The 13,714-nt window shown below is 61.7% G+C and carries 13 protein-coding genes; 7 read left to right on the forward strand and 6 right to left on the reverse strand.

The genetic code is table 11. The features are described 5' to 3' along the window. Window positions 1-4 precede the first annotated feature (4 nt). Together ABIB56_RS02675 and ABIB56_RS02680 are read right to left on the reverse strand one after the other, a co-directional pair. A complete protein-coding gene (locus ABIB56_RS02675; protein ID WP_354567320.1) occupies window positions 5-979 on the reverse strand; it encodes a carbohydrate ABC transporter permease in 975 nt (324 codons plus the stop codon). A 41-nt stretch (window positions 980-1,020) separates the two neighbouring features. Beyond that, a complete protein-coding gene (locus ABIB56_RS02680; protein ID WP_354567322.1) occupies window positions 1,021-2,358 on the reverse strand; it encodes an ABC transporter substrate-binding protein in 1,338 nt (445 codons plus the stop codon). Window positions 2,359-2,527: 169 nt separating this feature from the next. Between ABIB56_RS02680 and ABIB56_RS02685 the strand changes: the two genes are divergently transcribed. Genes ABIB56_RS02685 through ABIB56_RS02705 form a run of 5 tightly spaced genes read left to right on the forward strand, consistent with a single transcriptional unit; the run spans window position 2,528 to window position 4,958 of the window. Beyond that, the gene (locus ABIB56_RS02685; RefSeq protein WP_354567324.1) at window positions 2,528-3,418 is read left to right on the forward strand and encodes an SIS domain-containing protein; all 891 of its coding nucleotides are present in this window, start codon (window positions 2,528-2,530) and stop codon (window positions 3,416-3,418) included. 1 nt (window position 3,419) lies between these two features. Continuing rightward, entirely contained in the window at window positions 3,420-3,728 is a 309-nt protein-coding gene (locus ABIB56_RS02690) for a hypothetical protein (RefSeq protein ID WP_354567325.1), read from the forward strand. Further along, window positions 3,725-4,639, forward strand: a complete 915-nt coding sequence (locus ABIB56_RS02695) for an ROK family protein (protein WP_354567326.1) — start codon at window positions 3,725-3,727, stop codon at window positions 4,637-4,639. Before ABIB56_RS02690 ends, ABIB56_RS02695 begins: the two co-directional genes overlap by 4 nt. Continuing rightward, the gene (locus tag ABIB56_RS02700; protein ID WP_354567327.1) at window positions 4,636-4,779 is read left to right on the forward strand and encodes a hypothetical protein; all 144 of its coding nucleotides are present in this window, start codon (window positions 4,636-4,638) and stop codon (window positions 4,777-4,779) included. Before ABIB56_RS02695 ends, ABIB56_RS02700 begins: the two co-directional genes overlap by 4 nt. After that, window positions 4,773-4,958 carry a hypothetical protein gene (locus tag ABIB56_RS02705; RefSeq protein ID WP_354567328.1) on the forward strand — a complete coding sequence of 62 codons (186 nt, stop codon included), beginning with the start codon at window positions 4,773-4,775 and terminating at the stop codon, window positions 4,956-4,958. The genes ABIB56_RS02700 and ABIB56_RS02705 overlap by 7 nt, the downstream gene beginning before the upstream one ends. 303 nt (window positions 4,959-5,261) lie before the next feature. Here the strand turns inward: ABIB56_RS02705 and ABIB56_RS02710 are convergent, their stop codons facing one another. From ABIB56_RS02710 to ABIB56_RS02725, 4 genes are all read right to left on the reverse strand, one after another. Beyond that, window positions 5,262-6,482: an FAD-dependent oxidoreductase gene (locus ABIB56_RS02710; protein WP_354567329.1), complete on the reverse strand. Its 1,221-nt coding sequence runs from the start codon at window positions 6,480-6,482 to the stop codon at window positions 5,262-5,264. Further along, window positions 6,479-8,116, reverse strand: coding sequence for an amidohydrolase (locus ABIB56_RS02715; RefSeq protein ID WP_354567330.1), 1,638 nt, complete (start codon window positions 8,114-8,116; stop codon window positions 6,479-6,481). The genes ABIB56_RS02710 and ABIB56_RS02715 overlap by 4 nt, the downstream gene beginning before the upstream one ends. Window positions 8,117-8,125: 9 nt before the next feature. Further along, window positions 8,126-9,403, reverse strand: coding sequence for an ArgE/DapE family deacylase (locus ABIB56_RS02720; RefSeq protein WP_354567332.1), 1,278 nt, complete (start codon window positions 9,401-9,403; stop codon window positions 8,126-8,128). 228 nt (window positions 9,404-9,631) lie between these two features. Continuing rightward, window positions 9,632-10,390, reverse strand: a complete 759-nt coding sequence (locus ABIB56_RS02725; protein ID WP_354567333.1) for a hypothetical protein — start codon at window positions 10,388-10,390, stop codon at window positions 9,632-9,634. Between the two features lie 172 nt (window positions 10,391-10,562). On the opposite strand from ABIB56_RS02725, the gene ABIB56_RS02730 reads away from it, so the two are divergent. Both ABIB56_RS02730 and ABIB56_RS02735 read left to right on the forward strand, forming a co-directional pair. Further along, window positions 10,563-11,933 (forward strand): family 4 glycosyl hydrolase, encoded by a 1,371-nt coding sequence (locus tag ABIB56_RS02730; RefSeq protein WP_354567335.1) that lies wholly within the window; start codon window positions 10,563-10,565, stop codon window positions 11,931-11,933. Beyond that, window positions 11,930-13,711, forward strand: a complete 1,782-nt coding sequence (locus ABIB56_RS02735; protein WP_354567336.1) for an IlvD/Edd family dehydratase — start codon at window positions 11,930-11,932, stop codon at window positions 13,709-13,711. Before ABIB56_RS02730 ends, ABIB56_RS02735 begins: the two co-directional genes overlap by 4 nt. Window positions 13,712-13,714 lie beyond the last annotated feature (3 nt).

Below are 13,714 nucleotides of genomic sequence, written 5' to 3' on the forward strand. Positions count from 1 at the left end.
GGCCTTATGCGTCCGTTTGATCGCGGCTGCGGCTGAATCGCCACTGAACTGCGGTGAAAGCCAAGGTGATGAGGTATATGGCTACGCCGACCGCCGCGCCATATCCGAGCGCCTGCGGTCCATGTTCGTCGAAGCTGAGGCGGTAGGCATAAGAGACCACTGTGGTGGTGGAGTAGCCAGGGCCGCCCCGCGTCATCGCCCAGACTGTATCGAAAACTTGGAAGGAGTAAATCAAATTCATGATCAACAGAAAGAATGTCGATGGCCCAAGCAGCGGGAGGGTCACGTATCTGAATCGCTGCCAATTGGATGCACCATCCACGGTCGCGGCCTCCTGAACGGCAGGATCCACGCCCTGCAAGCCTGCAAGGTAGATCAGCATGTCGAAGCCGACCCGCTGCCAGAGGGTGACGAGAATTATCGACATTAAGGCGAATGGGCCGTTGGACTGCCACTCGGGCGCACCAAGGCCTGTGGATGACAGGAATCGATTGATGAAACCGTTGTTCTGATCGAACATCCATGCGCCAAGCACACCGGTGGCAACCCCCGAAACGACCAGGGGCAGAAAGATGATTGATCGATAGAGGTTGCGGCCCGGTAGCACCCCGTTGAGCAGCACCGCGATCGCCAGTCCTATCGCCATGCCAACTGGCACCGTAAAGAGGGTGAACACCCCCGTGTTAGCCATCGATTGCCAAAAAACGGGGTCGGTGACGAGTTTGACGTAGTTGTCGCCGCCGACGTACTGGCTGCCGCCCAACGAGTTCAACTTCTGGAAGCTGATGATGAAGGCATAAATGAGCGGGAGGATCGTGAAGATCCCCATCAGCACCAGGTTGGGAACAAGGAAAATTCCGGCGGCCGCACTGGTTGCCCGCGTCATTGAGCTACGGCGTTTCGGCGCGCGCCATCGAATTCCGCGGGTAGACCCCCCATTGGGGGACCCGGCGATGGGCTTCGCTTCAGTCACCGTCACGGTGTGCTCCTCTGGTGTGCCCGAGCGCTGGTCGTTGTGGGCTAGGCGGCGAGGGCGGCGTTGATGCCGTCCTCCATCGCTTTAAGCGTGTCTGCAGAACTCTTCCCCTGAAATGCGAGTTCCAGCTGATCCTGAAGCACCGTGTTGATCGCTGAGAATGCCGAAACTGTCGACTCCTTCACAACCGCGTCCGTGATGGTCGCGGCTTGCTTAGTGAAAGTCGCCATAGCATCTGGTCGGATGACGTAGGAGAGGTTTTTCGAAGTGAGTGAGGTGAGGGTGGGCAACTCCATCGCCTGTTCGCAGAAATACTGCATTGCCTTTTCGGAGGCCAGGAATTTGAGGAACGCCGCCGCAAGTTTCGGGTTTTTCGTATCCTTTCGGGCGACGATCGCGTTGCCACCGAGGTCAGATGCTGCCTTCTTGTCCCGAATCATGAAAGTGGTGCCCCACTCCCCGCCCTTGAAGCCATCTTTCACGTCGTTGATGAAGGGAATCTGGAAGTCGCCGACGAAAGTCATGGCGGCGGTACCCGCGACGAAAAGGTTGTCGGAGTAGGTCGCAGTTTTGACGATGTTGTTAGCCGGTACCCACTTCTTCTCGAAGAAACTTTTGGCAAAATTCATCGCCTTGAGGCCTTCTTTGCTGTTTACCGCCGATTTTTTCAGGTCTTTGGTGAGGAGTGAGCCACCTGCTTGGTAGAGGAGGTTCGCCCATCGGAAGGCACCGGCGGCCGTCCAGTTGTAGGCGAACGGATACTTGTTGTCGGGCAGCGAGGCGCGAAGCTTATCGGCGACTTTTGAGAATTCGTCCCAGGTCCAGGCATCCTCGAGTTTGTTCGGGATCGAAGTGATGCCAGCTGCCTCAAGTGCCGATTTGCTGTAAATAATCGCGGTCGTGTCGGTCTGGTGTGGGACACCATATGGCTTGCCGTCAAATTTTATGGCCTCCCACAGCGCTGGCAGGAATGCCTTAGTCTCCGAGTCCGTGAAGTACGGACTGAGATCCATCAGCACGCCAGCCGAACTGTACTTGCCTATCGTCGTGTAGTCGACACGGAAGAGGTCAGGGGCTTTGCCCGCCGTGATTCCGCGGTCGATGCCGGAGAAGAATGACTCATACGGGATGATCTTGAGATCGATTGTCGCGCCGGGGTTCGCTGCCTCGAACTTCGCTTTGGCGTTTTTAAAGCCGGCGGTCTCACCGTCGCTACCTCCCCAGAAAGCGAAACTAATAGTGCCCGTTACCTTGCCGAGGTCGGCCTTCGAGCCGGAATCGCTGGTGGACGCGGTGGGCGAGCAGGCCGACAGGGCAAGCAGGCTCGCTGCGCCGAAACCGCCCATGAGCAGTCCGCGGCGTGATAGTTCGAACTTTTCCATGATGTGACTCCTCAGGGTGCGCAGTGATTTGAGAGGTGCAGGTGACGTCACGATAGGCCAACCGGTCACGTTAGGTCAATAGTGTTCAAATAACCAGTCAAAATCAGTCAGAACTGATTGACTGGCAGAAGTCGCGCGAGTAGCCTCACCGTGACGGATAAGGATTCCTATGCTCGAAACGACATCGTTTGCCATCAACACGGAGCGCGAAATTGGTAGCCAGCCCGAGATGTGGAGACGGGCCATCGAGCAAGCGCGCGCGGGAACACCGCTTCCTGCCGCCGGCGAGAGAGTGCTTTTCCTCGGATGTGGAACCTCTTACTACGTCGGAGACGCCTATGCGCGGCTTCGGAATGAGCTGGGGCTCGGTCGCACAAGGGCCTCCATCCCCTCCGAACTCGACTACGTCGATGACGACGAGGTCGTTATCGTGCTCTCCCGATCGGGCACCACAGGGGATGTCGTTGCGATAGCCAGGGAGCTAGTTGGCTCGCACCGCGTGATAGGCCTCGTTGGCACATCGGGAAGCCCGCTGATCGCCGAGTGCACCGACGTAATCATGCTTGACTATGCCGACGAGGTATCGGTCGTGCAGACCAGATTCGCTACAACCGCGTTCACTCTCTTGCGGGCATCTCTCACCGACGGCGTCGATTTTCTGGTTGATCAGGCTCGCGAAGCCCTTGCTCGAGAATTGCCGTCGGCCCCGGACCACGTCGTATTTTTGGGGCACGGGGTGTCGGTGGGACTAGCTCATGAGGCGGCGTTAAAGTGCCTGGAATCGTCGGGCAGATGGGCCGAGGCTTATCCTGTATTGGAATATCAGCACGGACCGATTTCGGCTGCATCTTCGCCCAACACCCTAGTTTGGCCACTGCTTCCGATTGCCGAGAGTATCGCAGAGGCCATCCGAGCGGCCGGCGCAACTCTCGTCGAACCAAGCCTCGATCCGCAGGCGGAGTTGGTTGCCATCCACCGTTTAGCCGTCAGTATGGCCGCGGCCGCTGGCCGCAATCCCGACGTGCCCCACTTTTTGTCGCGTTCGGTGATCTCGGACTGAAGTGCCTGTCATCACTGTGACGATCGCGGCAAACTCGGGCGTCGATCGAGTTCAACTTCTTGCGGCGCTAAACATTGCCGCGGCGACGGCCCTCGGCCTGGCGCCCAGCGAGGTTCACAGCGTGCTCCTCGAATCCGTCGCGGCGAGCACGGGGCAAGCGGCAATCACGCCGTGGCCGATCGCCATAATGCACGGTCGTCGGCGTGATGAGTCGGCCATGACGGCCGCCGTAGATGGCGTCGCAAATGTGCTGGCTCAATATCTCGGCTGCTCCACCAGTGAAACCTGGGTGCAATGGGTGGCGGCGTGAGGTCGGCCGATTGGGAGACCGTTCTCGGACTCGATGTCGGCGGGACCGCGGTCAAAGGCGTTGTGGTCGGCGCGGACCTCTCGGTCGGCGCTACATATCGCTGGGAGACCGGCCGTGAGAACGGGCCGGATGCTGTCGTTGAGAGGATACTGCTCGCCGCCGAAGAGTTGGTGGCCAGTAATCCGTCGGCGGTCGCGATTGGGCTTGTCGTTCCGGGGTTCGTCGACGATGAAGGCGGGGTTGGGCTGTTCGCGGAGAACATCGGTTGGCGGGATGTCCCATTTCGCGCGCTGCTTGCCGAGCGCACCGATCTTCCTGTTGGTTTCGGGCATGATGTCCGTGCCGGGGGGCTCGCCGAGCATCGGCTGGGGGCAGCGAAAGGCTTCGATGACGCTCTCTTCCTCGCGCTGGGTACTGGTGTCGCCGGCGCGATATTCGTCGATGGTCGACAGGTGATTCGCATGAACGCCGGGGAAATTGGACACATTGATGTCGGCTCTGGCGCGCCGTGCGTCTGCGGCGCTGTCGGCTGTCTCGAAACCGTCTCATCAGGCCCCGCGGTCCTTCGCCGTTTCGTGGAGTCGGGCGGCGTTGGCGCCTCGAGCGCGGCTGAGGTGGTCGCACTGGCGGCAACAGGAGACTCAGCGGCTAGCTCAGCGTGGGAAGGTGCGATCGATGGTCTCGCCCGTGCCCTTGCAACCTACATTTCCCTGCTCGACCCCCAGGTCGTCGTCATCGGTGGAGGACTATCCCACGCGGGACCGGCGCTGTTCGAACCGCTTCGCGAGCGCCTTACAGAGCGTTTGACGTGGCAAAATGTGCCGACGCTGTCGCCGGCGGCGCTCGGAGACCTGGCGGCGGCGATCGGCGCGTCGCTGCTTGCCCGCGGCGCTTGGGGGCTGCGTCGATGAGCCTGGTCGAAACCGGCTCCCTCGTTGCCTCCGGTCGTGGTTCCGGGCGGGGTGACGGCGCATTCAACATCATCACGCTCGAGTATGTCGAGGCGGTGATCGCCGACGCGCAGGCGGCTGGCAGTCCGCGATCATGCTGATCAGTCAGAACGTTGTTCGGTTCCACGGGGGAGCGGTGTTACCGCGCGCGGCGGCGGCTGCCGACGTCCCGATCGCACTGCACCTCGACTATGTCACCGATATCGAGTTGCTTCATCTGGCGGTCGGCGCGGGGTTTTCCTCGCAATGTTTGACGCGGGCGCGCTTGACTTGGATGTGAATGTCGCGGCGACAGCGGCAATAGCTAACCCGTCAACACCAGTCAGTTCGACAAACCGGGCGGCCTCCGCCGCCGCGGTGAGTGCTGGCATCGTAAAAGTGAATGTGCCACCGGGCTCAATATCGCCCACTCCGATGCCCCGCGGGTCTTTCTCGACGCTGAACTTCAGGCCTGTGACCCGCGCGGGTACCTTATGTCTGTCCGGGATGCCGCCGCGTCGGTAGTCCAGAGTGTCCTGCGGGTCATCGCCGACTAAGTAAGAAAATCGTGATGGGTCCGCTGAACCAGAAAACGGCATTATCTCTAAACCCGGAACAGATTCGGCGCGGCCATCCGCCCAGTGATGGCGTCAGCGGCGATACGACCAATCACCGGGGCAAATTTGGCTCCGTGACCGGAACACGGCGAGAGTATGAGCAGCCCGTCCTCCCCATCGACAACGAAATCCTCGGTGGGGGTGTTGGTGAACACGCAAGTTGCCTCGGCGTACGGGTCTGGGATCAAACCGGGAAAGTGGTGCTTCACGTAGGCGATCATCCGCAGTCGATTGGCCGCATCAATTCGGTCGTCGCGATCGGCGGCGGAAGAGAGAACTCGTCCACCATTGAATTCAGCGATCTTCTGCCCACGGAAGTCCGCGTCGCGCCCACCTGGCAGACCATAGGCGTGGATCTCCTCGGTCTGGTGAATAAACGTCGGCCAGCCGAAACCGTCCGAATCGCGCGCTCCCTCGGCCTGGTCGCGATAGGGAAAGTGAAATACTTGCTCCTGGCGCACCTCCAGCCGCGGCATCCGATTCAGAAAACCCTTGCTCAGCGGCAGCCCGGCCAAAAGACCCGGCAGCCAACTACCTGCCGCGACGATCACCCGGTCGGCATTAATGACATTCCTGGCGCGAAGAGAATCCGAAGTGTCCGAAGCCTCTGGGCTGACCTGAAAGCCGAAATCGGTGCGTCGTACCGACCCGACCGCGTAATCTGTGATCACGCGAGCTCCGGCCGCAACTGCTTCGGCCACCATCGCGCGCACCGCGCCCTCGGCGTCGATGACGGCGGCGTCAGGATGCCAGAGCACGTCTCCATCCGAGGCAATGGATGGCCACAGAGCAGCTGCCTGCTCCCGGTCGAACATTTCATGCGTTATTGATGCCTGCCGCAGTGACGTCTGGAGTAGCTTCAGCGGATGTCGCGAACCAAAGTCGAGACATCCCGACGCCGTCAGCAGTTCGATGCCAGCCGCAGCCTCCAGCTCGTCCCATCCCTGTCTGGCTTCGACGACCAAGCGGGTGTAGAGCGGGTTTTCGTAGGCATATCGAAATATGCGGGCGGAACCGTGCGAGCTTCCCCAGGGGTTGGCTGGCGTCGACCGCTCCACGATCGTCACCTGTCGGCCACCCTGGGCAAGCTGCCACGCGGTCGCCGCACCCGCTAGCCCTGCCCCTATTACAAGGAACTCTGTCGAATCGCTTCCTGAACGGGATGAGTTTCCCGTCTTCGTCGAGCTGGCTGCGCTGTCTAAGATCATGGGAGTCTCCGAGTTCGATCTATTTCCGCATCAACAGCTGGCCCGGTGGTAATCCCATCGATCAGCGTCGCATGAATGCCGACATCGACGAGGTCATCGGCGTCGACCTCCACAGGGTTCTTGTCCCAGATGGCGAGATCAGCACGGTATCCGACGGCGATCTCTCCGAGGTCGTCGTCGCCTTGCGCCAGCGCCGCGCCGCGCGTGTATGCCTTCAGGGCTGTCAGGGCGCTGAGTCGCTGATCACCGACAATTACCGGGGCGTTCCGGTCGCCGGGAGTACGTCGAAGGCGCGCCCAAGCCATCACGATCCGCGGATCAAATTGGGCGACCGGCCAGTCTGAGCCCAGGGCGAGCGGGATTCCCGCACGGGAGACATCTCCGGCTCGCCAACCACGACTCGCCCTCTTGTGTCCCAGGCGCAGCCCCCAGGCGTCCGAATTATCCGGCTTGCTCCACTGCAGGTGGGCCGGCTGCATCGAGGCGGTGATACCGGCATCGCCGATTCGGCGCAGGTCGTTGTCACTGAGACTCTCAAGGTGTTCTAGTCGGTGCGGTGCGCCGCGGACCGATCGGACCCCTGTTGCAAGAAAAGCGTCGATGGTTTCCCCGATCGCCCGGTCCCCGATTGCGTGGACGGCGAGTTGAAAGCCCGCTGCGGCATAGTCACGGACGACCTCGCGGAATTCCGCCGGATCGTTCCACAGGCCGTATCCCCCGTCACCGAATGTGTCGGGCTCATAGAGCCAGCCCGTACCCGTGTCGATCACACCGTCGGCATACAGTTTGATCACCCCGCCCCGCCAACGCGCTCCGCATTCATCGCGCATCGCCATTCGCTCGGGAAGCCGATTGCGCTGACCGGGGGCATGGTCGAGCGCTGTGACGATCCGAAGTGGCAACGTCCCTTGTCGATCCATCGCATCCAGGCGGTCGAAGGACGTTCGGTCTCCATCCATCACACATAGCCCGGTGAGGCCCACGGCCGCCATCTTGCGGTAAACCTCCGAGACCTGATTTCGGATTTCTCTCTCGCTCGGGCGCGGTGCTGCGTTGAGGATGAGCGCGATCGCCGATTCTTCGCGCAATTGCCCGGTAGCGCAGCCACTGTCGTCCACCACAATCTCCGATGTGTCGGGGAAGCTCTGGGCGCCGGAAATGCCCGCCTCTGCCAACGCTGCGTGGCTGACGAGCATGGTGTGACCATCGAACAGAAATACAGCGGCAGGACGGCCATTTACCGCAGAATCGATCGCATCTGCCCTCATTGGCATACTGGCGAACACCGCGTAGCTCAGGTTAAATGCGCGCACCCAGGCACCTGGCGGCGTGGCGTCCGCTTCGGCGCGAAGACGAGAAAGCAGGTCGTCAGGGCGGGTCACTCCAGCCAGGTCGGCCCCGATGGTGCGCTCGACCCCGAATGCAGGATGAACGTGGGCATCGATAAGTCCGGGCGTCACCGATCGACCCTCAAGGTCGACAGTCACAGTGTCGGGTCCGCCCATTTCGCTCACGATCTGATCATCACCAACCGCGACGATCCGCCCTCCCGCGATCGCGATCGTCGTCGCGGTCGGGAGTTCCGGGTCGAAGGCCACGATGCGGCCGTTTCTCAGGATGGTGTTCGCGCGCATCGCGGGGTCTCAGAAGTGCGCGCCGCAGCGGCGGACCGCCAGGAGCAGCAGGGATCGGGTGACAGAGATTAGCTCCGCGATATCGACCTGTTCACGCGGCGCATGCGCAAACCGAACATCTCCGGGGCCGTAGTGCAGGGTAGGGATGCCTCCGAAACCGTTATACAAGCGTAGGTCGCTGCCATACGGGGCTGCGCCGCGTGCCGGGGCCGACCTCATCGCCAGATCGGTGACTGCGGAGGACATCTGGTTGATCAGAGGGTGCTCATCGTCGAGTTGTCCACTGGCGAATTGACCACCTGTCCAGGCGACCGAAGGAGGGTTGTCTCCGAGCCACGGATCTGTTGCGCTCGCGTGCTCGATGGTGCGCTCGAACGCTTTTCTCGCGGCATCGGGAGATTCGCCAAGTTGCACGCCAAATCGGCCCTCCGCGACCAGAAGGTCGGGTACGCTGCTTGCCCAGTCGCCCGAAACGAGCCGACCGATCGAAATCGGGTACGGCAGAGATTGACCGCGGAAAAGTGGATCGGGCCGAATGTTTCGCTCCGCCTCGAGCACGCGAATCGCTGCGAACAGGGGCAGAAATGCTTCGATCGCGCTGACGCCCTCCAGGCGGGTGCTGCCGTGTGCGGCTCTCCCGGGAACACGGAGTTCGAATGTCAGCGAGCCGGCGTTCGCCGTGACGATCCGGCCACTCGTTGGTTCGGGCAGCACTGCCGCCTCTCCGCGGTGACCGCGGAGCATCGTGGCAAACGCCCCGAGTCCGCCGTCCTCCTCGCTGATGACTGAATGGATGGCGATCGGGCGTTCGAGCACGGCTCTGGAGGCGACAAGGGTGCGAATCACGGCCAGGTTAGCGGCGACCCCGGCCTTCATGTCGCACGCGCCCCGACCATGAATCGCGCCGTCGATAATCTGGCCGCTGAACGGGTTGCGATCGGCCCACTTGTCGAGATCGCCAGTGGGAACGACGTCGACATGTCCCTGCAGCACGAGCGCGGGTACGGTCGCGCCGCCGAGGCTAGCGACGAGTCCGAAACCTTCGGATCGCTCGGCTTCGGTTCCCGGAAACGCTGGGTGGGCACGAAGTGCTTCCAGGTCGAGAGCCCACGTGTCGACATCCAGCCCCCACTCCGCGAGCGAGGCTGCCTGGTCGTGCTGGAGCTGAGACTCCGCGTCCGTGCCGGTGACGCTAGGAACGGCGACGAGATTCACGAGGCTCTCGACGAGTTGCCCCTCATCAAGTCGCGCGAGAATGGCGGATTCGGCTGCAGTAAGAGAGTTCAAGGGCACCCCTGGGAAGGTTCGGACGATCACAAACGCTAGCACTTTGCGCACTTCTGGCATAGCTTGCGCGAACTTGCTCATTCCTGTTTACGTGCGCTCCGTACGCCAAACTGCGATGCCAGCGCGGGGATGCGGAACTTGCCTCGGCACGGTCGCCCATTCAGAAAAGGCCATCATCGAAAGTGCTTACTGAGCAATCTGCGGAAGTGGGAAGCATACAGAGTGGGGTCATGTCTCTGAATGCAGCGGCAAACGGAGGTGCCGCATCCCCCCGTCCGTTCCGCGCCAGATTAACTCAGTGGAACCGCCATCGCGTGTCGAGATTGAACTGCGGGCGGTACCAGACTGAATATCGTAAATGCCCACAGTGCGTAGTTGTACGTCAGGAGGAATAGACGGTTCCGGAACTAGCAGTTCGGCCAGCGTCGCGCCGAGGTCTGTGGATCGGTCCACCGGCGCCCAAGTGCGACTTGGATATTCATTCGGACCTGCAACAACAAGCCGCAACGTCCCGTCTCGTTCTGTGAGATCGATCAGGAGTGCGCCATCATCCTGTTGGGCCGCGCTGAACGCCGCTACTTCGGATGCGGGATTCTCGGCCCGTCGACGGAAAGCCCATTCGGGCGACCAATACCAGCTCTGGAGTGTGCCGGCGTCGTCCAGGGCGAGCACCTCGAGGTGATTGGGCCCGCGCACGCCTTGAAATATGGCGGCCTGGGTATAGCGTGCATCGCGAGCGAAACGGAGACCAACGCTCCAATGCCCGGCCGGAACCTCGGGGTCAGTTTCGGGATCTCCCGGCAGGTTGGCGTTGAACCAGAAGACCCACAGTCCATCCACGCTGTCGCGAACGACGAGTTCCAAGTTTCCCCGGTGACCATACACGCCCTGAACGAGGGATGCAGCACCGACGGTGGAGCGGTCCGCCCCCGGAATTAGTGAACCAAGTGAGCGTTCAGCTGATGACATCTGCACAGTCTTGCTCATTTGCGCTCATTTGTGAAAGAATCGACTTCAGTGGCTACCTAGCCCGGGTCAGGGCGGTTCGAGGGAGAGCAATGAAAATCGCCCGCGCGTGGCAATGCGTAAATGTCAGCATCGTCACCGACCATGAATGCGGTTTCAGGATCATCGTAGGATTCAGAACGAAAGTTCAGGCATGAGCGCACCGGATCGTCGCGTGCTGACGCTCGTCGGGGCAGGCTCGGCCGTTTTCACCAGAGGATTGCTGGCCGACCTTATCGGCGCAACCGATCTTGGCGCATGGGACATCCGGTTGGTGGATATTGACCCGGTTGCCCTCGATGTCGCGACCAGGCTCGCGCAGACGATGGTCGAGGCGCGACATTCCGGCACTTGGATTTCCGTCAGCTCCAGCACGGACCGACGCGCAATGCTCGCAGGGTCCGACTTCGTCGTCACCTGTGTCGGGGTGGGCGGGCGCCCCGCGTGGCAAATCGATCACGAAGTGGTGCAACGGCACGGCATCTACCAGCCGGTTGGCGACTCAATCATGCCCGGCGGAATTTCCCGACTGCTTCGCACAACCCCGGTGCTTGTAGAGATCGCTCAGGACATCGCGGACCTTGCTCCTGAGGCGTTCTATTTCAATTACGCAAACCCAATGACGGCGAACGTGCAGGCTATCGCACGCCATACCGGTCTCGCCGTCGTGGGGCTGTGCCACGGGGTGCATCATATTCAGCGGGAGCTCGCACAACTTATCGACGCACCGTTCGAGCGCACCTCCACCTTGTATGCGGGCATCAACCACCTGACTTTCATTTATGACTTCCGTCTGGACGGCGCCGATGCGTGGCCGCTGGTTCGAGAGCGGGTCCATCGAGAACTCGCCGAGACAGCGAGCCCAGCCGACATCGGCAACATCTTCTATGACTCGCCGACTGCATGGCATAACCCGTTCGCCTGGGAGCTTTTCGATCGGTACGGCGCCTTCCCTGCGGCAGGCGATCGTCACGTCACCGAATTTTTCCCCGAGCGCTTCGCTTCGGGCGACTACTACGGGAAAAAGCTTGGCATCGACGCGTTCTCACTGCCTGAAATTTTGGAATGGGGTGAGGACCGTTATCAAGGAATGCGTCGGCAGGCCCTCGGCGAGGAACCGCTCGATCAGTCCATCTTCGAGCGCAGCGGAGGCGAGCAGGAACAGCTCATTGCCATCATCCGCTCCATCACGTTTGATACGCGTGAGATGTTCTCGTGCAACGTAATCAATGGCTGTCTCGTGCGGGGCCTCCCCGAGAGCGCGGCAGTGGAGATTCCCGGCGTGGCGACGGGCCGTGGTATCCGCCCCATCGCGGTGCCTGATCTCTCGGTGCCGCTGACGGCGATCCTGAACCGCCGGCTCAGCTCGGTCGATATAGCAGTGGAGGCGGCAATGACGGGAAATCGCGGACTCGTAGTCGAGGCAATGATTGCTGACGGAGCAGTGACGGACGGTTCTGCCGCCGCCTCGCTGACCGACGACCTCATCCAGGCGCAGGCCGAGTTTCTGCCGAGGTTTCGGTGAGCGCGCGTAACCTCGGAGCCGAGGATCGGGCCGCCGCGGCGGCCGGCTCTCACGAATGGGGAGAGGGCTTGCGGAGCCAGCAATGGTTTGGCGCTGAAGGCAAGACGGGGTTCATGCATCGCTCGTGGCTTCGGTCGGAGGGGCTTCCCGATGACTCGTTCCGCGGCCGGCCGGTTATCGGAATCGCCAATAGTTGGTCTGAGCTGACCAGTTGTAATATCCACCTGCGCGGCCTCGCCGACTACGTCAAGCGAGGAGTTTGGCAGGCGGGCGGGGTACCGTTCGAATTCCCGACCACTTCGGCGGGGGAGCCGCTTGTACGCCCCACCGCGATGCTGCTGCGAAATCTGATCTCTATGGACCTGGAGGAAACGCTGCGCGCAAACCCGCTCGACGGCGTTGTGCTGCTTGCCGGGTGTGACAAGACGACACCGGCCTACTTGATGGGAGCGGCGAGCGTCGACCTGCCAACGCTGCTGATAACCGGAGGTCCGATGCTGAATGGCAAATACCGCGGCACAGATATCGGTAGCGGTACCTCGGTGTGGAAATTCACCGAGGCCTACCGGGCGGGCCAGATCGGCGCTGACGAAGTCACCGAAGCCGAAGGCTGCATGGCCCGCAGCCAGGGGCACTGCATGACGATGGGAACGGCCTCGACGATGGCGTGCATCTCCGAGATCATGGGGATGCAACTGCCTGGATCGGCGAGCGTCCCCGCAAACGACTCACGGCGATCGACCCTCGCCCACATCGCAGGGCGTCGGATCGTAGAGATGGTCGAGGAGGACATCCGCCCGTCGTCGATTCTCACCCGTACGGCATTCGAGAACGGGGTGCGGGCCAATGCTGCGCTCGGCGGTTCCACAAACGCTGTCATCCACCTGCTCGCCCTCGCGCGTCGCATCGGAGTGGAACTGACCTTGGATGATTTCGACACCCTCGTTCGTGAGATTCCAACAATCGTCGATCTGATGCCGAGTGGCCGTTTCTTGATGGAAGATTTCGAATACGCGGGCGGCACCGGGGCTCTCGTCGAGACGCTCGGCGACCTGCTGGATCGGGGTGCCCCGTCGATCACCGGCCGCACTCTCGGCGAGAACTATGAGGGTGCCGAGTGCTACAACCGGGAAGTGATCCGGCCTCTGGAAAATCCGGTGAAGCCGGTCGGCAGCGGCATAGCGGTGCTGCGGGGCAACCTGGCGCCGCGAGGTGCGGTAATCAAGCAGTCCGCGGCGTCCACCGAGCTGATGACTCATCGAGGCCGGGCTCTCGTATGGGATTCGCTACCCGAATACCTTATCGCCGCCGACGACCTTGAACTGGATGTCACTGCGGACGACATACTGGTTGTAAGGAACGTTGGACCGAAGGGCTACCCGGGCATGCCGGAGGTTGGCAACCTGCCGATGCCACGCAAGCTGCTCGCGGAAGGGGTGGTTGACATGGTGCGGATTTCCGACGCCCGAATGAGCGGCACCTCGTACGGAACCGTCATTCTGCACGTGGTCCCCGAGGCCGCGGCTGGCGGTCCGCTCGCGTTCGTGCGTACCGGCGACGTGATCTCAGTCAACGTGCCCGCGCGGTCTCTGCACTTGGAAGTTTCGGACGAAGAGCTCGCCGAACGCCGGGAAGGCTGGTCGCCGCGCGCGGTGGCTGGCAGCGAGCGCGGTTGGACCCGTCTGTACATCGAACATGTACTCCAGGCCGACGAGGGCGCGGACCTCGACTTCCTCACTGGGTCAAGCGGTGCTGCCGTCGGCCCACAAGCGTTCTGACTG

This window comes from Glaciihabitans sp. UYNi722 (assembly GCF_040549465.1).
In the GTDB taxonomy this organism is placed as follows: Bacteria; Actinomycetota; Actinomycetes; order Actinomycetales; family Microbacteriaceae; genus Lacisediminihabitans.